Genomic DNA, 20,336 nt, shown 5'->3' with positions numbered 1-20,336 from the left:
CGAGAAATCTCGCGCGCAACGCGCCGACGCCAACCTTAAGTTTACCCTTGGGCGTGACAATCCGCCTCACCTTCCGCCGGGAGCTGGGATGTCCTCGCCGCGCTCGCCAGACACGCCGCCCGCGCCTCTGAGCCAGGCCGAGAGCGCGCAGTGGTTCTTCGAGAACGCCCACGACCTGTTCGCGGTCGTGGCCGAAGGGCGTTTCGCCACCGTCAATCCCGCCTGGACCCGCCTGACGGGCTGGACCGCCGCCGATCTGATCGGCCAGCCGCCCCTAAAGTTCGTCGATCCCGCCGACCACCAGGCGCTGCTGGAATCGGGCAAGGTGATCCAGGGCATGGGCGGGGCGGTGTTCCGCGTCCGCATGATCTGCAAGGACGACCGCCGCATCTGGCTCGAGGCCCACGCGCGTCTGGGTCCCGCCGGCGAGATCGTCGGCACCCTGCGCGACGTCTCTGCCGAGGTCGCCCGCAAGGCCGAACAGGCCGTTTCCCGCCGCACCCGCGAGATGCTGGCCTCGGCCGCCGGGGTCGGCGTCTGGAGCTTCGATCCCATCGCCGACCGCATCGAATGGTCGAGCGACATTCTCAGCCTGACCGGCCTGCGCCCCGAGGAAGTGTCGACCCCCGAGGCCTTCTACGCCCGGCTCGACGAGCCCGAGCGCGGCCGCGTGCGCGCCACCTTCGCCCGCGCCGTGCGCACCGGCCAGGGCGGCACGATCGAGCACCACATGCGCGGGGCCACCGGCCAGAAGTTCGCCTTCCGCGCCACCTTCCAGACCGAGCCGCGGCCCGGCGGCCTGTTCGCCCTGCGCGGCATCTCGCAGAACATCACCGACGTCGCCCGCGATCGCGACCTGGCCCGCTGGGGCGAGGAGAAGGCCCGCAAGCTGGTCGAGGGCGCGCCCTTCGCCGTGGCCCTCTACGACCGCGAACTGCGCCTGACCGTGGTCAGCCCGCGCTTCCTCGACATCTTCCAGGCCACCGAGGCCGAGGTTATCGGCAAGTCGCTGCACGAACTGACCTACGGCGTGCGCAAGCGCTTCGTCGCCGCCGTCGAGCGGGCCCTGACCGGCCATACGGTCGTCCGCCGCGAGGACAGCCTGACCGACGGCCACGGCCGCGAGCATCGCCTGCGCTGGGAGGCCCGGCCCTGGCGCGACGCCACCGGCGCCATCGCCGGCGTCATCACCTACATGGACGACGTCACCGCCCTGACCGAGGCCCGCCGCGAGGCCCGCGCCAACGCCCGGCGGCTGAAGACCGCCCTGGGCGCGGCCCAGGCCGGGGTCTACGAGATCGACCACGCCGAAAGGACCTTCTGGGGCTCGCCGGAGTTCCACCGCATCCTGGGCCAGCGCATCACCTTCGACGACGTGCGCCAGGCGATCTGGCCGATGATCCGCTCCGAAGACGTGGCCGCCGTCTACGCCGCCGGCGCCGTCGGTCGCTGGGGCGAGCGAGCCTTCGACGCCCGGGTGGTGCGCCCCAACGGCGAGGAGCGCTGGATCCGCCTGTTCCACGAGATCCGCCGCGACGCCTCCGGCCGGGTCAGCAAGGCCTACGGCCTGGTGCTCGACATCGACGAACAGAAGCGCGCCGAGTTGGCCCTGGTGGAGGCCGAGCGCGCCGCCCAGGCCGCCAACGAGGCCAAGGCCCAGTTCCTGGCCAATATGAGCCACGAGATCCGCACGCCGATGAACGGGGTGCTGGGGGTCATCCACCTGCTCAAGCGCCAGGGCCTGTCGGCCGAGGCCGACCACCTGCTGGGCGAGGCCCTGGCCTGCGGGCGCATGCTGTCGACCCTGCTGGACGACATCATCGACTTCTCGCGCATCGAGGCCGGACGCCTGGACGTCGCTCCCGAGCCCATCGACCCGGCCGACCTGGCGCACAGCGTCGCGCGCCTGCTGCGCGCCCAGGCCGAGCACAAGGGCCTGGCCCTGGTGGTCGACGCGCCCGACCACGGCGTCGTGCTGGCCGACCCCACCCGCCTGCGCCAGGCCCTGTTCAACCTGGTGGGCAACGCCGTGAAGTTCACCCTGTCGGGCTCGGTGTCGCTGCGCCTGCGCCGGACGGAGGAAGACAGGCTGGTGTTCGAGGTTTCCGACACCGGCGTGGGCATTCCGCAGGAAGCCCAGCAGCGCCTGTTCCAGCGCTTCCAGCAAGCCGACGCCAGCACCACCCGACGGTTCGGCGGCTCGGGCCTGGGCCTGGCCATCACCCGGCGCCTGGCCCAGATGATGGGCGGCGAGGTCGAGTTCAGCTCGGTCGAAGGCGAGGGCTCGACCTTCAGCCTGTCGATCAGCGCCCCGCCGGTGCAGACCGCGCCGCGCGACGAGGCCGCCGGCGACAAGATGCTGGAGGGCCTCAAGGTCCTGGTGGTCGAGGACAACCCCACCAACCGCATGGTCGCCCGCCGAATCCTGGAGATGCTGGGCGCCGACGTCGAGACGGCCGAGGACGGCCTGTCGGGGGTCGAGGCGGCGATGCGCGGCTTCGACCTGATCCTAATGGACGTGCAGATGCCCGGCGTCGACGGCCTGGAGGCCGCCCGCCGCATCCGCGCCCTGCCCGGCCCGATCGGCGCCACCCCGATCGTGGCCCTCACCGCCAACGTCCTGGCCCACCAGCGCGCCACCTACCTGGCCGCCGGCATGAACGGCGTGGCGGCCAAGCCGATCTCGCCCACCGCCCTGCTGGCCGAGATCGTCCGGGTGGCCGAGGCCGCCGGCGCCGCCGAGACCGCCGCCGCCTGACGAGCCCGCAATCGGCGCCCTTTTCAGAGAGCGGCGTTACGGGCTAATCCTCCTGGCGATTAGGGGGATCCGCATGACGGACACGACAGCCGGCGCCGATCAGAAGAAGGGCGCCTCGATGCGCACCGTGGTGGCGGCCTCGTCGGCCGGCACGGCCTTCGAGTGGTACGACTTCTTCATCTTCGGCAGCCTGGCCCAGGTCATTTCCAAGACCTTCTTCACCGGCCTGTCCGACACCGCCGGCTACATCGCCGCCCTGGCCCTGTTCGGGGTCGGCTTCGCCTTCCGGCCGCTGGGCGCCCTGGTGTTCGGCAAGATCGGCGACCAGGCCGGCCGCAAGGGCGCGTTCCTGGCCACGGTGCTGTTGATGGGCGGCACCACCTTCGCCATCGCCCTCCTGCCCACCTTCCAGCAGGCGGGGATCATCGCGCCGATCCTGCTGATCATCCTGCGGTGCGTGCAGGGCTTCGCCCTGGGCGGCGAGTACGGCGGGGCGGCGATCTACGTGGCCGAGCACTCGCCGCCGGGCCAGCGCGGTCGGGCGACCTCGTGGGTGCAGAGCTCGGCGTCGCTGGGCCTGTTCGCGGCGCTGCTCGTCATCCTGGCGACCCGCTGGCTGCTGGGCGCCCTGGTGGGTCCGGAGGCCTTCGACGCCTGGGGCTGGCGGATCCCCTTCGCCGTCTCGATCGGCCTCTTGGCGGTCTCGGTCTGGATGCGACTGAAGCTCAGCGAAAGCCCGACCTTCGCCAAGATGAAGGAGGAGGGCGCGGCGTCCAAGGCGCCCTATGCCGAGGCCTTCGGCCAGTGGAAGAACCTCAAGCTGGTGCTGCTGGCCTTCTTCGCCGTCATGTCGGCGCAAGGCGCGGTCTGGTACACCACCTTCTTCTACATCCAGACCTTCATGGAGAAGTTCCTCAAGGTCGCCCCCGGCACGATCAACGCCCTGATGATGGCGGCCGCGGCGGTCAGCGCGGTGCTCTACGTCGTGTTCGGGGCCCTGTCGGACAGGATCGGCCGCAAGCCGGTGATGCTGGGCGGCATGACCCTGGTCCTAATCTTCTACTTTCCCGGCTTCCACTTGCTGGAAAAGGCCGCCAACCCGGCCCTCGCCGAAGCCTCGGCAAGGGCGCCGGTCAGCGTCACCGCCGACCCGGCCGACTGCGCCTTGCAGTTCGACCCCATCGGCAAGGCCGCCTTCGTCTCGTCCTGCGACATCGCCAAGAGCGCCCTGGCCAATGCGGGCGTCTCCTACGACAACCACGCCGGTCCGGCCGGCTCGCCCGCCATCGTCCAGATCGGCGAGACCCGCATCGTCTCCAGGAGCGCCACGGGCCTGCCGCCCGCCGAGGCCAAGGCCGTGAAGACCGCCGGCGAGGCCGCCATCAAGGCGGCGCTGGCCAAGGCCGGCTATCCGACCGCCGCCGATCCTGCCCGCATGAACCTGCTGGGCGTGTTCGGCGTGCTGCTGGTGTTCGTGATCGGGGCCACGGCCCTCTACGGGCCGCTGGCCGCGGCCCTGGTCGAGCTCTTCCCCACGCGGGTGCGCTACACGGCCCTGTCGCTGCCCTACCACATCGGCACGGGATGGATCGGCGGCTTCGTGCCGTTCAGCGCCTTCGCCATCGTGGCGGCGGTAGGGGATATCTACGCCGGGCTCTGGTACCCGGTGCTCTTCACCCTGATCAGCGTGCTGGTGACGGCGTTCCTGCTGCCCGAGACGAAGGACAGGTCGCTGGACTAACCCTCCCCCTGAAGGGGGAGGCGTCGGCGAAGCCGACGGAGGGGAATGTGAATGCTGAACCAGCAGCCCCCTCGACCTCAGCAGAAACTTCCCCGCCGACCCTGCTGGCCACCTCCCCCTTCGGGGGGGAGGATCTGGGTCAATGATCCGCCGCTCTCGCCAGCTTCCACCTGATCTTGGCGCCCTTCTCGGCGCGGACCTGGCTCTTCAGCACGATCACCCCGGCCTGGCGGGCGTGACCGTGGTCGAAGTGCGGAGCGGCCAGGACGGCGACGTCGGGCGCGTCGTTTCGCAGCCACCAGCCGACATTGGACGGCCCCTTGATCAACACGCTCTTGCCGTCGCGCGCCAGCGAGGCGCGGGCGTTGGGGTGCAGGTGGAAGCTGATCTTGAACGGGTGGTAGCGGCGCGGGCCGTCAAGCTTGGCCTCGGCCATCGGGATCAGGCTGTCCTCGCCGCGTAGTTCGTCGGCGGCCAGATCCAGGAACAGGCGACGGGCGTGCTTGAGGCCCAGCCGTCGCCAGCCGTCGTGGACGATGTCGAGCCAGACGCCCTGCTCGCCGTCATGGCGGCGGGATTCGACGCTGGCGGCCCCGTCGACCAGCCAGGGGCCCAGCGCAGCCGCACGGAAGCCTGACAGCGGCCGCCCGGCAGACCCCTCGCCCACCGACACCGTCGAGGCCGCGTCGGACAGGCGGAAGGCCTGGGCGTTGGCCGCCTCGGGACTCCAGCCGCTGGAGGTGATCAGCCGGTCCTTGCCGCAGACGATCTCCAGCGCCGCCGGCTGGGCGCAGGCCGCCCGGCTGAGCGCGCCGATCGGCGGCGCGCCGGCGTCGGCCAGCACCTGGATCGTGCCGCCCTGCATCTTCTGGAAGCCGGCGTGCGGCATGTCCATCGGCGGACGGGGGCCGTGATCGTCATGGGCCAGGGCGGCGGCGATACGGGTCGGCTCGACGGTCTCGCCGCCGTGGAAGGCCGCCAGCTTGCCGTCGGCCAGGGTGAAGAAGCGCAGGCCCGACGACAGCCGATCGATGGCCCGGCTGACCCCTTCGGGCGTCGGCCGGCCGCGCTGGCCCAGGGCGTCGTCGAGGGTCAGCAGGTCGAACAAGAGCTCCAGACCGGCCTCGGGCGAACGCGAGGCGTGGCCGCCGTCGGCCAGCACGATGGCGTCGATCTCGCGGGTGACGCGGCGCAGGCCCTCGGCCATCAGCCGGTCGGCGGCCTTGCCCACCAGCGCCGCGCCGGCCACGGCGACCACGGTCGCCCTTTCCAGGGCGCGGTCGGGAGCGTCGGAGGCCTTCATCAGCTGGCGGGCGCCGCGGGCGATGTCCAGCGCCAGGGCGGCGCTCTCGGCGTCGGAGGCGCCCGGCGACAGGGTCTTGGCGGCGCAGGCCAGGTGGAACGTGCGGCGCTCCAGGCACTCGCCCGACCACGAGAAGCCGTTCCAGGTTCCGAACACCCGCCGCCAGTCCTGGATCAGGCGCAGGGCCCGGCGCGCGCCCTCGGGGCCATGCACCAGCAGGCCCGGCAGCCAATCGAAGCGGTGCAGCGCCACGGCGAAGGCGCGCGAGGGGCTGGGGGTGTCGAAGGGGTCGCCCTCGGCGCCGACCTTCAGGCTCTCTTCGTGCAGGGTCAGCACGCCGTCCAGCAGCTGGCGGCCGCGCTGGGCGTCGACGGGACGAGGGTCGTGCGGCCGGCCCGACAGGCCCACGGGGCGCGGGTTCGAGATCACGGCGCGGTGTGGCGGCGAGCCGAACCACTCGCGCTCGACGGCCGCGCGGGCCGAGGCGGCGATCGACCGCGACAACACGACTCCGCGCCGCAGGGGACGCCCGGCGGGCCTGGAGGCGGAGGGCGAGGCGGGCGCGCCGTTCATGCGGTGGCGTCAGTCCCCTTTGAGCGCGCGGATGTTGGCGACGTAGGCGTCCGGGCCGCCCTTGAACACCGCCGAGCCGGCCACCAGGGCCGTGGCGCCGGCGGCCACGCATTGCGGCGCGGTGACCGGAGTCACGCCGCCGTCGACTTCCAGGATGATGTCCAACCCTTGCGCGTCGATCAGCTTGCGCAGGGCTTCCACCTTGCGCAGTTGGCCCGGAATGAAGCTCTGGCCGCCGAAGCCGGGGTTCACCGACATGACCAGCACCAGGTCGACGTCCTCGAGGATCCATTCGACATGGTCGAGGCTGGTCGAGGGGTTGAACACCACCCCGGCCTTGGCGCCCAGCTGGCGGATGCGCTTGAGCGAGCGGTGCAGGTGCGGGCCGGCTTCCGGGTGGATGCTGATGATGTCGGCCCCGGCCTCGCGGAAGGCTTCCAGATAGGGATCGGCCGGGCTGATCATCAGGTGCACGTCGAACGGGATCTTGGCGTGCGGCCGGATCGCCCGAACGATATCGGGACCGAGCGTGATGTTCGGCACGAAATGGCCGTCCATGACATCGACATGCACCCAGTCGGCGCCGGCCGCCTCGATGGCGGCCACTTCGGCGCCCAACTTGGCGAAGTCGGAGGCGAGGATCGACGGGGCGATGATCGGCGCGGTCATAGTATCCCTGAATTACCGGTCAAAGGCTCAAGCTACAAGCGAGTGAAAGCCAGGTTTGGCTCCCGCGCTCTACTTCGCCTTCACGAAACGGGCCACGAAGAAGCCGTCCTGGCCGCCCTCGCGGTGATGGGGCAGCAGGCGCAGCGTCCCGCGAGCGGTCAGGCTGGCCTCCGGGGCGCCGCCCTCGCCGGCCGCGATCGGGGCCAGCGAGACGTCCGGATGGCGCGCGAGGAAGGCCTCGACCTGGGCCTCGCCCTCCTCCGGCTCCAGCGAGCAGACGCAGTAGACGAGGCGGCCGCCGGGCGCGGTGCGCTTGGCCGCGCTGTCCAGTAGGGCCGACTGCACGGTCGCCAGGCTGGCCACGTCGCCCGGGCGCGCAGCCCACAGCACGTCGGGGTGACGGCGGAAGGTGCCGGTGGCCGAGCACGGCGCGTCCAGCAGCACGGCGTCGAAGGTGCGCTCGTCGGCCCACGTCGAGGCGTCGGCGGCCACGACCTCGGCGTCCAGGCCCATGCGAGCGAGGTTCTCGCCCACGCGCTTGAGGCGGGCGGCCGAACGGTCGACGGCCACGACCCTGGCGCCGGCGGCGGCCAGCTGCAGGGTCTTGCCGCCCGGGGCGGCGCAGAGGTCGACGGCGGTCTCGCCCGGCCTCACGTCCAGCAGGCGCGCTGGGATGGCGGCGGCGGCGTCCTGCACCCACCAGGAGCCGGCCTCGAACTCGGGCCAGCCGGCGACATCGCCGCGACGGCGGGTGCGCAGGGTGTCGCCCGGCAGCACCTCGGCTTCCATGGCCTCGGCCAGCGCCGCCAGGTCGGTCCCGGGCTTCACGGAAAGGTCGGTGGCCGGCTCCTCGGCCACGACGGCGGCCAGGGCCCGGGCGTCGTCCTGGCCCCAGGCGGCGGTCCAGCGGGCGAACAGCCACGGCGGCACCAGGGCGGCGGGATCGTCGGCCGGCGCGCCATCACGCAGCAGGCCGCGCAGCACGGCGTTGACCAGGCCCTTGAACGGACGGCTGGCCTTGTTGGCGCCGGCCAGCTCGACGCTGGTGGCCACGGCCGCGAAGGCGGGCACGTCGAGGAAGAAGGCCTGGGTCGCGCCCAGGCGCAGCAGATTGCGCACGCGCGGCGGCGGCTCCTTGCTGAGCTTGGCGGCCAGGGCCCGGTCGACGGGCCCCAGGCGGCGCAGGGCGGCCATGGCGAGGGCGCGCGCGAAGGCGCGCTCACGCGGCTCCAGGGCGCGGAACGCGTTGGTCGTCGCGGCCTCGTCGAGGCCGCCGCGGCGCGAAAGAGCCGCGTCGAGTAGGGCGAGGGCCGCTTCCCGAGCGGGAAGGCCGTCGTTAAGTTCCTGAGTCACCGCCCCGCCGTGCCCCGCAATGCGCCAAAGCGCAAGCCCCTAGAGCCTTTTAGCTTCAGGCGAAATCGCCTGAAGCGTTCAAAAAGGCTCTATTTTCTGGGAGCGAGAGCGCGTCAGGCGGCGAAACCGCCTGCACTTTCGCCTGACGCGCTCTTGGATGCCCCAACGACGCTTGCGTGCTATGAAACACCATGTCCGACGATCTTTCTCCCCCGTTTTCCGAGGTTCAGGACCCTGAACTGGCCCGCCTGGGCGCCGCGCCCGGCAAGGATCTGAGCCCCGCCGCCCGCCGCGCGCTGGAAGAGGCCGCCGCCCGCCGCGAGGCCGAGGCGGCCGGCGCCCTGCCCGCCGAAAAGGGCGGCCGCGACGGCCCCGAGCCCACCCGCTTCGGCGACTGGGAGCGCAAGGGCGTGGCGGTGGATTTCTGAGCCGACGCTCAAGAACCTCCCCCTGTGGGGGAGGTGATCGCGAAGCGATCGGTGGGGGGCGTAACTGCCAGGCCTGCCAGAGTAGCGGCGGCTGAAAACTTCCCCCCGCCGGCCTTCGGCCGCTTCCCACAGGGAGGTTCTTTAGATCACCCCTACGGCTTGCGCGGGGCGGCCGGCTTCTTGGCCGGAGCCTTGGGCGCAGCGGCGGCCTTGGCGGCCGGCGCAGGCTTTTCAGCGGCCGGTACAACCGCGGCCACGGCCGGCTTGGCCAGCAGGTCGCGGATCTCGGTCAGCAGCTTTTCTTCCGGCGTCGGGGCGGCTGGCGCCTCGGGGGCCGGTTCGGCGGCGTCGGCGCGGCGGATCTGGTTGACCAGCTTGACCAGCAGGAACACCACGGCCGCGACGATGAAGAACTGGATCAGGGTGTTGATGAAGGCGCCGTACTGGATCGCGACCTTCTCGATCGCCTCGGTGGCCGGATCCTCGGCCCGCAGCACCCATTCCAGCTTGGAGAAGTCGAGGCCGCCGGTCAGCAGGCCGATCGGGGGCATGATCACCTGATCGACCAGGCTCTTGACGATGCCGTTGAAGGCCGCGCCGATGATGACGCCGACGGCCAGGTCGATGACATTGCCGCGAGCGATGAACTCGCGGAATTCCTTGACGATGCTCATGCGCAAAACCCCTCGTGGCTAACCGGAACGCCGAAAGGCTGAGCCGGTTCGCCTAAAGGGGCAAGAGAGTCGCCCGGCCGACTACTCGGCGTTCAGGCGAGCGCGCAGTTCCTTGCCGCTCTTGAAGAACGGCACGTGCTTGGCGCGGACGTCGACGGTTTCACCCGTGCGCGGGTTGCGACCGGCGCGAGCAGGACGCGAACGCACCGACAGGGCCCCGAAGCCGCGCAGCTCGACGCGGCCGCCGGCTTCCAGCGCGTTGATCATCCGTTCGAGGATGACGCCGACCACGCGCTCGACGTCCTTCTGCGTCAGGTGCGGGTTTTCGTTCGCGAGCCTGGCGATGAGTTCGGACTTGATCATCGATATCCCCTGCGCCGAGGGAGCGGCGCGCCGCGACCTTTGCCCAAGCAGGCCGCAATCTTCAAGGAAAAGGTTGCGAGCCGTTATCTAAAGGCCCTTCGGCGCCCTGACGATCTCCACGTCGTAGGCGGCCTTGCGAATGGCGGCGTTGGCCGCCTCGACCTGGGCGAACGGCAGCTCGCGCGCTTCGCTGCGGCTGACCGTCTCGAAGCGGGCGACGCCGTCGGTCACCTTGGCCGACTTGGTCACGCGGTAGCCGGTGGCGGCGTCCTCGCCGTTGACGCCCTTGACGGTGAAGCCCTCGCCCTTGCCCGGCAGCACCACCTCCATCGTCGTCCGGGCATAGGACGGGTAGCGCAGGACGAAGGGCGCGTCGGCGTTGGGGCCCGGCTCGCGACGCGGGAAGGTCGTTCCGCGGCCCTCGCCCCCGCCCAGCTTCAGCTCGCGCACGCCAAGGTCGTCGTTCAGGCGCCATTCCGGCGTGCTGGTCCCGCTCATCACGACCTTCAGCTCGCCATCCTCGGCCTTCGTCCAGTCGACCGTCTCCAGCGTGATCCAGCTGGAGCTCTTGGAGATGCTCTGCTTGAGGGCGCGCTCGACATCGGCCTTGGGCGCGGTTTCCAGCGATCGGCTGAAGGCCCGGGCCGCGTCGCCGCGCATCAGCATCTCGACCCGCACCGGCGCGGGCTTGTCGAGCCCGGCCGAGGCGTCGATGTGCAGCTTGGTCTCGGTCAGGGCCTGGCCCAGCGGCGGCTGCTCGATCGGCTCCAGGCCCGCGCCCTTGGCGCGCACCGGCAGGGCCCAGCGGAAGCTCGGCGGACGCATCTGATCCAGGCCGCCCTTGTCGCCCGAGCGGGTGCCGTCCAGCCAGTAGCTTTTCCCATCGATGCGGGCGCGCACGATGATGTGGTTGAACTGGCCGGCGGCGGCCACGCGCTCGTCCATGCCGTCTCCGCTGGTGGTCGAGACGATGGCCGGCTCGGCCTCGACGCCCAGGCCGCGCAGCAGGGCCAGCAGCAGCACCGTCTTGCCCTTGCAGTCGCCGAAGCGCCGCGCCCAGGTCTCGTCGGCCGGCGCGGGACGATAGCCGCCGTCGCCCATGCTGAGCGCCAGGTAGCGGGTCTTGTCCTCGACCAGTTGCAGGGCGGCGAAGGTCCGCTCCTTGGGATCCTTGGTCTGGGCGGCGATGCGGGCGATCTCGGCCCGCACCGGCGAATCCGGCGCCAGCTCGGCAGCCTTGTCATAGAGCGGGTACATGCGCCGCGAGATCTCGGCCCAGTCGGCATAGGTCGAGGCCTGCAGCTCGCCCACCCGCAGGAAGCGCAGCGGCGCGCCGGCCGGGGCCTTGGGCGCCTCGGCGCCGGTCAGGTCGACGCTCAGCCGCGTGAAGCCGCCCGCCTTTGCGACGGTCGGCTGCGGAAAGCCGGTCGTGGCCTTCCAGATCACCGGGTTGTCCTGCGGCCACTCGATGCGCACCCGATAACGGCCGATCTTGTCGCCCCAGCCCATGCGCTCGAAGGCCTGGCCCCGGTTGTCGAGCAGCGGCTCGGTGCGGTGGACGGTGTAGGCCCAGTCGACCACGTCGCCGACCTGCAGGTCCTTGATCTGGACGCTGGCGGTCAGGCGGCCGTCGAGCATGGCGCGTTCGAGATTGGTCTCGCGGCGGATGACCAGCACGTCCTTGCCGCCCTGCAGGAGGTCGATGACCTGGTCGCCGCGGCAGATGGCCAGGGTGTGCAGGGTGACGGTCTCGGCGGTCGGGTTCCATGACACCGCGCGCGAGCCCGAGCCCGACAGGCCCTCGGTCTTCACGATGCGCACGACCCGGCGGTTGTAGAAGGTTCCGCCCGAGCGCTCGAGCCGGGTCTGGCTGTCGTCGAGCAGCACCTGGGTGGCGGGGGTCTCGGGTCCGGGCTGAAAAGCGGGGATGGCCGCGACGTCCACCCAGGCCGCGGGCGCGGCGTAGACGGGCTTGTCGGCGGCGGCGGCGTGCCCGGCCCACATGGCGGCCATGGCGGCGGCCGGAAGCACCAGCGCGGAAGACTTGAACATGGGGCGCCCCTGCCAACTACTCAGACAAGCGGGACCATACAATCCCAGGGCGCAGGGCCAAGAGTACGCGCAAAAGAAAAACGGCGGTCGGATTGCTCCGACCGCCGCCTGTCTTCAGCTTAAACCCGTGAGGGAGAAAGCTTAGTCCTTCGTGGCGCGCTCGCGCAGAGCGGCGCCCAGGATGTCGCCCAGCGAAGCGCCGGAGTCCGACGAGCCGAACTGCTCGATGGCTTCCTTTTCTTCGGCCATTTCCAGCGACTTGATCGACAGCGAGACGCGGCGAGCAGCCTTGTCCACGTTGGTGATCTGAGCGTCGACGCGGTCACCCACGGCGAAGCGCTCGGGGCGCTGTTCCTGACGATCGCGCGACAGGTCCGACTTGCGGATGAAGGCGGTCATCGGGGCGTCGTCTTCACCGAAGCGGACTTCGATGCCGCCCGAGGTGACTTCCGTGACGGTGACGGTCACGGTCTGGTTCTTGCGGAAGGTGTCGCCCGACATCGGGTCGCCGGCCAGCTGCTTGATGCCCAGCGAGATGCGTTCCTTCTCGATGTCGACATCGAGAACCTTCGCCTTGACCACGTCGCCCTTCTTGTAGCGAGCCATGGCTTCTTCGCCGGCGACGCTCCAGTCGATGTCCGACAGGTGCACCATGCCGTCGATGTCGTTGTCGAGGCCGACGAACAGACCGAATTCGGTCGCGTTCTTGACTTCGCCTTCGACGGTCGAACCGATCGGGTGAGCCTCGACGAAGGCTTCCCACGGGTTGGCCAGGGCTTGCTTCAGGCCCAGCGAGACGCGGCGCTTGGACGGATCGACGTCCAGGACCACGACGTCGACTTCCTGCGAGGTCGACACGATCTTGCCGGGGTGGACGTTCTTCTTGGTCCACGACATTTCCGACACGTGCACCAGGCCTTCAACGCCGGCTTCCAGCTCCACGAAGGCGCCGTAGTCGGTGATGTTGGTGATGCGGCCGGTGAACTTGGCGCCGACCGGGTACTTGGCTTCCACGCCGTCCCACGGATCCGACTGCAGCTGCTTCATGCCGAGCGAGATGCGCTGGGTGTCCGGGTTGATCTTGACGATCTGGACCTTCACGGTGTCGCCCACGGCGAGCACTTGGCTCGGGTGGTTGACGCGCTTCCAGCTCATGTCGGTGACGTGCAGCAGGCCGTCGATGCCGCCCAGGTCGACGAACGCACCGTAGTCGGTGATGTTCTTGACGACGCCTTCGCGGATTTCACCCTCTTGCAGCTGCGACACCAGTTCGGTGCGCTGCTCGGCGCGGGCTTCTTCCAGGATGGCGCGACGCGAGACGACGATGTTGCCGCGCGGACGGTCCATCTTCAGGATGGCGAAGGGCTGTTCCTTGCCCATCAGCGGGCCGACGTCGCGGACCGGACGGATGTCGACTTGCGAGCCCGGCAGGAAGGCCGAGGCGCCGCCGAGGTCGACGGTGAAGCCACCCTTCACGCGGCCGACGATCGCGCCCATGACGGGTTCGTTCTTGGCGTAGACGCCTTCCAGGCGGGTCCAGGCTTCTTCGCGCTTGGCCTTTTCGCGGCTGATCACCGCTTCGCCCATGGCGTTTTCGAGGCGTTCCAGGAACACTTCGACGGTGTCGCCGACCTTGATGGTCGCCTTGCCGGCTTCGTCGACGCCGAATTCCTTCAGCTGGACGCGGCCTTCGGTCTTCAGACCGACGTCGATGATCGCGAAGTCCTTCTCGATCCCAACGACCTTGCCCTTGACCACGGAGCCTTCCGCGAAGTCGCGGCCGCCCATGGAGTCGTTGAGGAGCGCTTCGAAATCGTCGCGCGTGGGGTTGAAGCTCATATCGTCAGCCATGCTGATCTAAGGTCTCTGGGTTGTGGGAAGCCCTGCGATGAGCGCCGTCGGATGACGGTTCTCGGGATTCCGGGTGAAGTGATTTTTGATGCGATCCGGCGCTTCCAAAGCGGCGGCGAGGCGGGCGTTAGATTAGCCCTTGGAGTTTCCTCACCGGGCGCGCGCCGTCTCGACGATGCGGAGAGCCGCATCGAAGGCCTGGGATATAGTCATTTCCGACGTATCAAGCAAGACAGCGTCCACAGCCTGGGCCATGGGCGCGTCCTTGCGGCCGCCGTCGCGCTCGTCGCGCTTGCGGATATCGGCCAGGATCTCGTCGAAGGTGACGTTCTCGCCCTGTCCGGTCAGCTGTTTCCAGCGGCGGTCGGCCCGCACCTCCGCGCTGGCGGTGACATAGAGCTTGGCCGGCGCCTCGGGGGCGATGACCGTGCCGATGTCGCGCCCGTCGAGCACCGCGCCCGGCTCCTGGGCCGCGAAGGTCCGCTGCAGTTCGAACAAGGCCGCGCGCACGCCCGGATGCACGGCCACGCGGCTAGCGGCCTCGCCGGCCGCGCGGGTGCGCACCTCGGGCTTTTCCAGTTCCGACAGGTCCAGGCCGCGGGCCGAGGCCTCGGCCGCCGCGGCGTCGTCCAGGTCGCCGCCGACGTCCAGCAGGCGCACGCCTACGGCCCTATAGAGCAGGCCGGTGTCGAGCATCGGCAAGCCGTAATGGGCCGCCAGGCGCGAGGCGATGGTGCCCTTGCCCGAGGCTGCGGGGCCGTCGACGGCGATCACGAAACCCATGGATCAGGCCTCGACGATCGAGCCGCCCAGGCCCGTCATCAGCGACACGAAGCCGGGGAAGCTGGTGGCGATCATGCCCGGCTCGTCGATCTCGACGGGCTCCTGCGCGGCCAGGCCCAGGATCAGGTGGCTCATGGCGATGCGGTGATCGCCGTGGGTGATCACCTTGCCGCCGCCCCGCACCGGATGGTTGCCGCCCTTCGTGCCGACCACGGTCATGCCTTCGGGCTCTTCCTCGACCATCACGCCGCAGGCCTGGAGGCCCGCCGCCGTCAGGGCGATGCGGTCGCTTTCCTTGACCCGCATCTCGCCGATGCCGCGCATGACGGTCGGACCGTCGGCGAAGGCGGCGGCGACGGCCAGGATCGGATACTCGTCGATCATCGCCGGCGCCCGCTCGGGCGGCACGACGACGCCCTTCAGCTGCGAATGGCGGGCGGTGATGTCGCCGACGTCCTCGCCGCTCTCGACGCGGACGTTCGAGATGGTCAGGTCCGCGCCCATTTCCTGCAAGGTGGTGAAGAGGCCGGTGCGCAGCACGTTGAGCATCACGCCCTCGACGGTCACTTCCGAGCCGGGGACGATCAGGGCCGCGACCAGCGGGAAGGCGGCCGACGACGGGTCGCCCGGCACCTGCACATGCGTGCCCTTCAGCTTCTGGCCTTCCGGCAGGCGCACATGGCGCACACCGTTCTTGTCCTCGACCAGAACCTCGGCGCCGAAGGCGCGCAGCATGCGCTCGGTGTGGTCGCGGGTGGCTTCCGGCTCGATCACCTCGACGCCGCCCTCGGCGTGCAGACCGGCCAGCAGCACAGCCGACTTCACCTGAGCCGAGGCCATCGGCAGGGTATAGACGAGGCCGCGCAGGGCGCCGCCCTTCAGGGTCAGGGGCAGGCGGCCCTTGTCGCGGCCGAACCAGGTCGCGCCCATGCGGGCCAGCGGATCGAGCACGCGACCCATGGGGCGGCCGCGCAGGCTGGCGTCGCCGGTGAAGGTGGAGCACATGGCGAAGCCTGCCGCCGCGCCCATGATCAACCGCACGCCAGTGCCGGCGTTGCCGCAGTCGATGACGTCCGAGGGTTCGGAAAAGCCGCCCTTGCCCTCGACGCGCCAGCGGCCGACGCCTTCCTTTTCGACGCGCGCGCCGAAGGCCTGCATGGCTCGCGCGGTGGCCAGGACGTCGTCGCCTTCCAGCAGCCCCTCGATGGTGGTCGTGCCGCTCGCCAGAGCGCCCAGGATCATCGAACGGTGCGAAATGGACTTGTCGCCAGGCGCCCGAACCGTACCGCGAAGGGCTCCGCCCGGAGCGCTCTTCAATCCAGCCGTGGTCATGCCGAAACCGGCTCCTTGCAACATAGGTGTTTCGCGAAGGGGTTTGCTTTTGACAGCGGCCTCCCGTCATGGCAAGTCAGCCGCCGCTTTTCCCATCAGGATCAAAGGGTCGCCGCCTTGGCTAATCCCGACTTGGGCGCAAAACAAATCTGCCCCAACTGCCAATCGAAGTTCTACGACCTCAACCGTCGTCCGGCTGTCTGCCCAAAGTGCGGCGAACAGTTCGACCCGGAAGAGGCGTTGAAGTCCCGCCGCGTGCGCGCCCGCGCCATTACGCCGGACTATGACGCCGAGGACGAGAAGGAAGCCCCCGCTCCCAAGGAGCAGGACGGCTACGAGGACGAGGTCGACGAGACCCCGGAAATCGACGAGGCCGCCGAGGCTGACGTCACCGAAGGCGACGACGAGGACGGTGATCCGACCGCCGAACCGTCTCCGGCCGGCGACGACCTGGGCGTCGACTTCGCCGAGGACGAGGATCTGGCCGACGAAGACGGCGATGACGTCCCCTTCCTCGAGGACGAGGACGAAGACGACCTCGGCGACGAGATCGAAGGCCTGCCGGACGGCGAGGACGACGACCGGTAAGACGAATGCGCCGGGGTCGGAGCGATCCGACCCCGGTTTTTCGGGTTCTCCACAGCGTTTCGTCGCACCCTGAAAAAAAGTGCGTCGAGGGGCTTGATCCCGGAAAAACCTCGGCATAGGTTCCGCGCCTCTTCGGGGGACAGCCACTCGGAACCGCCGGAGAGACTAAGGAATTCGACAGGAAGTCTTCGTGATTTCCCAGAGAGCCTTGGGGCTATAGCTCAGCTGGTAGAGCGCTTGAATGGCATTCAAGAGGTCAGCGGTTCGACTCCGCTTAGCTCCACCAAAACGGCCGCTTCCCTAAAGGGAGCGGCCGTTTCCATTTTTGGAACCTGCCGAAGACTTGTCGGAAAACTTGCTCCCCGCCTGACGGAGGGGCTTGATCCCGGAAAGGCCTCGACATAGTTTCCGCCCTCCTCGGGCGACCAACCGGGGAAACCAAGGCTTTGAAGCCTCGGGGCTATAGCTCAGCTGGTAGAGCGCTTGAATGGCATTCAAGAGGTCAGCGGTTCGACTCCGCTTAGCTCCACCAAAACGGCCGCTTCCCTAAAGGGAGCGGCCGTTTCCATTTGGGGACCCTCCCCCTGAACGGGGAGGTGTCGGCGGAGCCGACGGAGGGGGATGTGGCCTGTGGGCCGGCAACCGCCTCGACGCCAGCAATAACTTCCCCCCCCTTTCAGGGGGAGTATCGCTATTCACCGATCAACCCCGCCAGCCGGCGCACGCCCTCCTCGATCTGCTCAGGCGGCAGGAGGGAGTAGCTGAGGCGCAGGGTGTTGGCGGCGGGGGCTTCGGCGAAGAACGGCGCGCCGGGCACGAAGGCGACGCGGGCGTCGACCAGGGCGCGCTCCAGCAGGGCCTTGCCGTCGATGCCTCCCGGCAGGGTCAGCCAGACGAACATGCCGCCCTCCGGCGAGATCCACGACACCCCGGCGGGCATGTGCCGTTCCAGCGCCGCCAGCATCGCCCGCGCCTGGCCGCCATAGACGGCCCGCAGGTTGCCCAGGTGCTGGTCGTAGCCCTCGGATACCACGCGGTGGGCGACCATCTGGTTGATGGTCGAGACATGCAGGTCGCCGCCCTGCTTGAGCAAAACGAGCTTTTCGATCGCCGCCTTGGGGCCGCAGATCCAGCCGATCCGCAGGGCCGGCGACAGAGTCTTCGACAGGGTGCCGCAGAACAGGGTGCGCGCGGCCTCGATCGAGCCGTTGCGGGCGATGTCCAGCGCCAGCAGCGAGGGGATGGCCTCGCCGCCGAAGCGCAGCTCGCGATAGGCGCCGTCCTCGACCAGCGGGAAGTCGAGGCTCTCGGCCAGGTCCAGCAGCGCCTCGCGCTCGGCCAGGGTCAGGCTGACGCCGGTCGGATTGGCGAAGTCGGGGACGAAGTAGCCAAGGCGGGGCTTGCGGGCCTCCACGGCCGCCTGGGCGGCCTTGTCGCCGGTCAGGGCGCCCTCGGGCAGGTCGAGATAGGCCGGCTGGTAGGCGTTGAAAGCCTGCAGCGCGCCCAGATAGGTCGGCCGGGCCACCATGACGGCCGCGCCGGGATCGAGGAACAGCTTGCCCAGCAGGTCGAGCGCCTGCTGCGAGCCGGCGGTCAGCAGCACGTTCTCGGGCTCGCACGGCATGCCGTCGCGGGTCATGCGCTCGGCGATCCAGCGGCGCAGCGGGCCGTGCCCCTCGCTGACGGTGTATTGCAGGGCCTGGGCGGCCTGGGCGCCGTCGCCGAGGATCTCGGCATAGGCCTGGCGGATCGGCCCGGCCGGGAACAGCGCCGGATCAGGAATGCCGCCGGCGAACGACAGGATGTCGGGCTGCTCCAGCAGCTTCAGCAGTTCGCGGATCTCGCTGGCGCGGATGCCAGCCATGCGCGCGGAAAAGCGCGCGGCCCAGTCCTGCGGGGCCAAGTCTTGGGTGTCGATGATCATGAGGTCTTCTTCGTCGAGACTGTCGCGGGGCGGCCCTGGCCGCCGGTCTTCTGAGTTCGACGGCGGCCTGGTCGTCCGTCGCCTGGGCGCAGATAAGCGCCACGCCTGATCCCTAGCGGTCAGGCGCTGCGTACGAGTCCGTTGGTGCCCAGGGAGCGGCGGCGCTGGAAGCGCCGGGTCCCGCGTTCGCTCGCGATCATGGGCGCGACTCTAGCGGCGCGGACGACGGAAGGAAACCCGGCTTTTCCTGAAGGGAGAGGCAGGAACCCTCAGCGCGGGCCGTTGAGGCTGTCGGTCCAGTCTTCGTTCGGGTCGGGCGGGCCGTCGGTGGGCAGGCGCCATTCGCCGCGATAGGAGAAGTCCAGCGTGCCGCACAGCCGGGCCTGGCCGGCGGCCTTGGGATCGTCGCCGAAGGCCTGGATGCGCAGGTCGTGACGCAGGGCGATGCGGCTGAAGCTCAGCCACAGGCGCTTGGAGCCCGGACAGAAGGCGCGGACGTAGATCTTGCCCTGCTCGGCCGTCCCGTTGACCTCGTACAGCGCCGCATCGGCGTCGACGCCGGACATGGCTCCGAGCCCGCCCTTGCCGAGGTCCTTCTGGCTGCCCTTGCGCAGCAGGGCCTGGGCCGGGACGCCGGTGGCCAGCACCTTGATCGGCCGGGCGCCCAACAGGCCCTGCTCGAACAGCACCGTCACCCCCGCCCCCGTCAGCCGCCTGGCGTCGGGCGAGATGGGGTCGTAGGAAAACATCCGCCGCTCGGCCGCGGCCGGGGTCGCCAGGGCGCTCAGCAGCGCCGTGGCGGCGAGCAACAGGGGCGGGCCGGCCCTCATCGCTTGAGCTGCAGGTTCACGGCCTGGGCGTCGAAGCCCGACAGCCGCCAGCTGCCGCCCTCGCGAGTAAAGGTCAGCATGCAGGGGCCGTCCTTCTTGGCCGCGCAGACCCGGCCGTCGCCGACGGGCCGCAGGGCCGAGGCGATGGCGATGCGGCCAGGGATCGGCTTGTCGGGCGTGTAGCCGTAGTAGTTGGCGGCGGCGCGGAACACCTCGGGGCGGATCAGGGCCGCGCCGGCGACATCGGCGGCCGGGCCGGCCAGGGCGATCATCGCCGCCTGCCAGCCGCCCTTCGCGCCCGAGCGGCGGGCTTCATCGACCAGGCGCGCCTCGACCGCGCCGGTCAGGGCCCGGTGGTCGACAAGACTGTCGAAGGTCGCGCGGTCGTTGTTGCGGATCGCCGTCAGCAACGCGTGCACGTCGCCGGCGGCGTCGTAGCGATCAGCGGTGGCGCAGGCGCTCAAGGATGCGGCGATGGCGGTCAGGGCGAGGAGGGCTCGAATGCGCATGGACAACGGCTAGCGCTCAATTCCGGCGAATTCCAGTCGCTCGTGTCGCGGCGGGTCAGCCCAGCCGCGCGGCGAGGTCCTTGCTCCGGGTCTTGGCGGCCGGATCGAGACGGTCGAAGCATGCCCTCAGGAACGCCGTTTCGGCCGCCGGGTCGGCGAAGAAGCGCACCGGCAGGAAGAAGGCCTGCACCGGCCCGATGAACAGCCAGGACTTGTGGCCGGGCGCGATCTGGGAAACCCCGGCCCAGGCCAGGCGGGTCTCATAGTGGGGCCAGACGATCGTCAGGCCAGTCTCGTCGGCGCGGTAGGTGGTCATCGCCTGCATCGGCACGCCGCGGGCCATCCAGGCCTTCGGCGCCATCCGCCCACAAATCTTCCCCCAAAGCAGCACGGCGGGGATCGCCACGACCAGCAGCCCCAGGAGCCCAGTTCCAGGAACCAGCCAATCGGCGAGGGACGACCCAGCCAAAAGGGCGGCCATGTAGACCAGCACCAGCAGCCAGGGCAGGAACCGCCTCGCGCCGAACAGGTGCTTGCGCAGCGGCGCGCAGGCCTTCTGGCTCTCGAAGATCCCGATTTCCCCCGCGACTTCCATCGACACACAC

General features: G+C 69.9%; 16 protein-coding genes, 2 tRNA genes and 1 pseudogene. 6 read left to right on the top strand and 13 right to left on the bottom strand.

Annotated features, from left to right (window positions below; translation table 11 throughout):
- Positions 1 to 88: 88 nt before the first annotated feature.
- A complete protein-coding gene (locus SGCZBJ_RS24405) occupies positions 89 to 2,758 on the top strand; it encodes a PAS domain S-box protein (RefSeq protein ID WP_101720500.1) in 2,670 nt (889 codons plus the stop codon).
- 73 nt (positions 2,759 to 2,831) lie between these two features.
- Positions 2,832 to 4,499 carry an MFS transporter gene (locus SGCZBJ_RS24400; protein ID WP_101720499.1) on the top strand — a complete coding sequence of 556 codons (1,668 nt, stop codon included), beginning with the start codon at positions 2,832 to 2,834 and terminating at the stop codon, positions 4,497 to 4,499.
- A 139-nt stretch (positions 4,500 to 4,638) separates the two neighbouring features.
- Here SGCZBJ_RS24400 and SGCZBJ_RS24395 read toward each other — a convergent pair whose 3' ends face one another.
- The 3 genes from SGCZBJ_RS24395 to SGCZBJ_RS24385 form a co-directional block, all read right to left on the bottom strand.
- Complete coding sequence (locus tag SGCZBJ_RS24395; RefSeq protein ID WP_101720498.1) at positions 4,639 to 6,375, bottom strand: heparinase II/III family protein; 1,737 nt, start codon at positions 6,373 to 6,375, stop codon at positions 4,639 to 4,641.
- A gap of 9 nt (positions 6,376 to 6,384) precedes the next feature.
- On the bottom strand, positions 6,385 to 7,044 hold the full coding sequence (gene rpe, locus SGCZBJ_RS24390) for a ribulose-phosphate 3-epimerase (RefSeq protein ID WP_101720497.1): 660 nt from the start codon (positions 7,042 to 7,044) through the stop codon (positions 6,385 to 6,387).
- Positions 7,045 to 7,113: 69 nt separating this feature from the next.
- On the bottom strand, positions 7,114 to 8,397 hold the full coding sequence (locus tag SGCZBJ_RS24385; RefSeq protein ID WP_101720496.1) for an RsmB/NOP family class I SAM-dependent RNA methyltransferase: 1,284 nt from the start codon (positions 8,395 to 8,397) through the stop codon (positions 7,114 to 7,116).
- A gap of 191 nt (positions 8,398 to 8,588) precedes the next feature.
- On the opposite strand from SGCZBJ_RS24385, the gene SGCZBJ_RS24380 reads away from it, so the two are divergent.
- Positions 8,589 to 8,825 (top strand): DUF1674 domain-containing protein, encoded by a 237-nt coding sequence (locus SGCZBJ_RS24380; protein WP_101720495.1) that lies wholly within the window; start codon positions 8,589 to 8,591, stop codon positions 8,823 to 8,825.
- Between the two features lie 263 nt (positions 8,826 to 9,088).
- Here SGCZBJ_RS24380 and mscL read toward each other — a convergent pair.
- From mscL to aroA, 6 genes and pseudogenes are all read right to left on the bottom strand, one after another.
- Positions 9,089 to 9,499 (bottom strand): annotated as a pseudogene (gene mscL / locus SGCZBJ_RS24375) (large-conductance mechanosensitive channel protein MscL); the annotation flags it as partial.
- Positions 9,500 to 9,580: 81 nt separating this feature from the next.
- A complete protein-coding gene (locus tag SGCZBJ_RS24370) occupies positions 9,581 to 9,862 on the bottom strand; it encodes an integration host factor subunit beta (protein ID WP_058348974.1) in 282 nt (93 codons plus the stop codon).
- An 87-nt stretch (positions 9,863 to 9,949) separates the two neighbouring features.
- Positions 9,950 to 11,914 carry a DUF3857 domain-containing protein gene (locus SGCZBJ_RS24365; RefSeq protein WP_101720494.1) on the bottom strand — a complete coding sequence of 655 codons (1,965 nt, stop codon included), beginning with the start codon at positions 11,912 to 11,914 and terminating at the stop codon, positions 9,950 to 9,952.
- Positions 11,915 to 12,055: 141 nt separating this feature from the next.
- A complete protein-coding gene (rpsA, locus tag SGCZBJ_RS24360; RefSeq protein ID WP_101720493.1) occupies positions 12,056 to 13,765 on the bottom strand; it encodes a 30S ribosomal protein S1 in 1,710 nt (569 codons plus the stop codon).
- Positions 13,766 to 13,915: 150 nt separating this feature from the next.
- Complete coding sequence (gene cmk, locus SGCZBJ_RS24355) at positions 13,916 to 14,548, bottom strand: (d)CMP kinase (protein WP_101720492.1); 633 nt, start codon at positions 14,546 to 14,548, stop codon at positions 13,916 to 13,918.
- Positions 14,549 to 14,551: 3 nt separating this feature from the next.
- Positions 14,552 to 15,880: a 3-phosphoshikimate 1-carboxyvinyltransferase gene (gene aroA, locus SGCZBJ_RS24350; RefSeq protein ID WP_101720491.1), complete on the bottom strand. Its 1,329-nt coding sequence runs from the start codon at positions 15,878 to 15,880 to the stop codon at positions 14,552 to 14,554.
- A 117-nt stretch (positions 15,881 to 15,997) separates the two neighbouring features.
- On the opposite strand from aroA, the gene SGCZBJ_RS24345 reads away from it, so the two are divergent.
- From SGCZBJ_RS24345 to SGCZBJ_RS24335, 3 genes are all read left to right on the top strand, one after another.
- The gene (locus tag SGCZBJ_RS24345; protein ID WP_101720490.1) at positions 15,998 to 16,468 is read left to right on the top strand and encodes a TIGR02300 family protein; all 471 of its coding nucleotides are present in this window, start codon (positions 15,998 to 16,000) and stop codon (positions 16,466 to 16,468) included.
- A 210-nt stretch (positions 16,469 to 16,678) separates the two neighbouring features.
- A tRNA-Ala gene (locus SGCZBJ_RS24340) sits at positions 16,679 to 16,754 on the top strand.
- A gap of 170 nt (positions 16,755 to 16,924) precedes the next feature.
- Positions 16,925 to 17,000, top strand: a tRNA-Ala gene (locus SGCZBJ_RS24335).
- 159 nt (positions 17,001 to 17,159) lie between these two features.
- Here the strand turns inward: SGCZBJ_RS24335 and SGCZBJ_RS24330 are convergent.
- The 4 genes from SGCZBJ_RS24330 to SGCZBJ_RS24315 all read right to left on the bottom strand — a co-directional run bounded on the left by SGCZBJ_RS24330 (position 17,160) and on the right by SGCZBJ_RS24315 (position 20,326).
- Positions 17,160 to 18,392 carry an aminotransferase-like domain-containing protein gene (locus SGCZBJ_RS24330; RefSeq protein ID WP_101720489.1) on the bottom strand — a complete coding sequence of 411 codons (1,233 nt, stop codon included), beginning with the start codon at positions 18,390 to 18,392 and terminating at the stop codon, positions 17,160 to 17,162.
- 269 nt (positions 18,393 to 18,661) lie between these two features.
- Complete coding sequence (locus SGCZBJ_RS24325; RefSeq protein ID WP_101720488.1) at positions 18,662 to 19,222, bottom strand: hypothetical protein; 561 nt, start codon at positions 19,220 to 19,222, stop codon at positions 18,662 to 18,664.
- Positions 19,219 to 19,731 (bottom strand): DUF2939 domain-containing protein, encoded by a 513-nt coding sequence (locus tag SGCZBJ_RS24320; protein ID WP_101720487.1) that lies wholly within the window; start codon positions 19,729 to 19,731, stop codon positions 19,219 to 19,221. The genes SGCZBJ_RS24325 and SGCZBJ_RS24320 overlap by 4 nt, the downstream gene beginning before the upstream one ends.
- Positions 19,732 to 19,786: 55 nt before the next feature.
- A complete protein-coding gene (locus tag SGCZBJ_RS24315; protein ID WP_101720486.1) occupies positions 19,787 to 20,326 on the bottom strand; it encodes a YcxB family protein in 540 nt (179 codons plus the stop codon).
- Positions 20,327 to 20,336 lie beyond the last annotated feature (10 nt).

This window comes from Caulobacter zeae (assembly GCF_002858925.1).
Lineage (GTDB): Bacteria > Pseudomonadota > Alphaproteobacteria > Caulobacterales > Caulobacteraceae > Caulobacter > Caulobacter zeae.
This window is presented reverse-complemented; position numbering and strand designations above follow the sequence as displayed.

What these genes read in the sequence shown, in the direction of transcription:
- SGCZBJ_RS24370 (WP_058348974.1), bottom strand. Translation starts at nt 9,862, where the DNA reads ATGATCAAGTCCGAACTCATCGCCAGGCTCGCGAACGAAAACCCGCAC.
- rpsA (WP_101720493.1), bottom strand. Translation starts at nt 13,765, where the DNA reads ATGGCTGACGATATGAGCTTCAACCCCACGCGCGACGATTTCGAAGCG.
- SGCZBJ_RS24320 (WP_101720487.1), bottom strand. Translation starts at nt 19,731, where the DNA reads ATGCGCATTCGAGCCCTCCTCGCCCTGACCGCCATCGCCGCATCCTTG.
- SGCZBJ_RS24405 (WP_101720500.1), top strand. Translation starts at nt 89, where the DNA reads ATGTCCTCGCCGCGCTCGCCAGACACGCCGCCCGCGCCTCTGAGCCAG.
- SGCZBJ_RS24330 (WP_101720489.1), bottom strand. Translation starts at nt 18,392, where the DNA reads ATGATCATCGACACCCAAGACTTGGCCCCGCAGGACTGGGCCGCGCGC.
- SGCZBJ_RS24395 (WP_101720498.1), bottom strand. Translation starts at nt 6,375, where the DNA reads ATGAACGGCGCGCCCGCCTCGCCCTCCGCCTCCAGGCCCGCCGGGCGT.
- rpe (WP_101720497.1), bottom strand. Translation starts at nt 7,044, where the DNA reads ATGACCGCGCCGATCATCGCCCCGTCGATCCTCGCCTCCGACTTCGCC.
- SGCZBJ_RS24315 (WP_101720486.1), bottom strand. Translation starts at nt 20,326, where the DNA reads ATGGAAGTCGCGGGGGAAATCGGGATCTTCGAGAGCCAGAAGGCCTGC.
- SGCZBJ_RS24365 (WP_101720494.1), bottom strand. Translation starts at nt 11,914, where the DNA reads ATGTTCAAGTCTTCCGCGCTGGTGCTTCCGGCCGCCGCCATGGCCGCC.
- SGCZBJ_RS24400 (WP_101720499.1), top strand. Translation starts at nt 2,832, where the DNA reads ATGACGGACACGACAGCCGGCGCCGATCAGAAGAAGGGCGCCTCGATG.
- SGCZBJ_RS24380 (WP_101720495.1), top strand. Translation starts at nt 8,589, where the DNA reads ATGTCCGACGATCTTTCTCCCCCGTTTTCCGAGGTTCAGGACCCTGAA.
- aroA (WP_101720491.1), bottom strand. Translation starts at nt 15,880, where the DNA reads ATGACCACGGCTGGATTGAAGAGCGCTCCGGGCGGAGCCCTTCGCGGT.
- SGCZBJ_RS24325 (WP_101720488.1), bottom strand. Translation starts at nt 19,222, where the DNA reads ATGAGGGCCGGCCCGCCCCTGTTGCTCGCCGCCACGGCGCTGCTGAGC.
- cmk (WP_101720492.1), bottom strand. Translation starts at nt 14,548, where the DNA reads ATGGGTTTCGTGATCGCCGTCGACGGCCCCGCAGCCTCGGGCAAGGGC.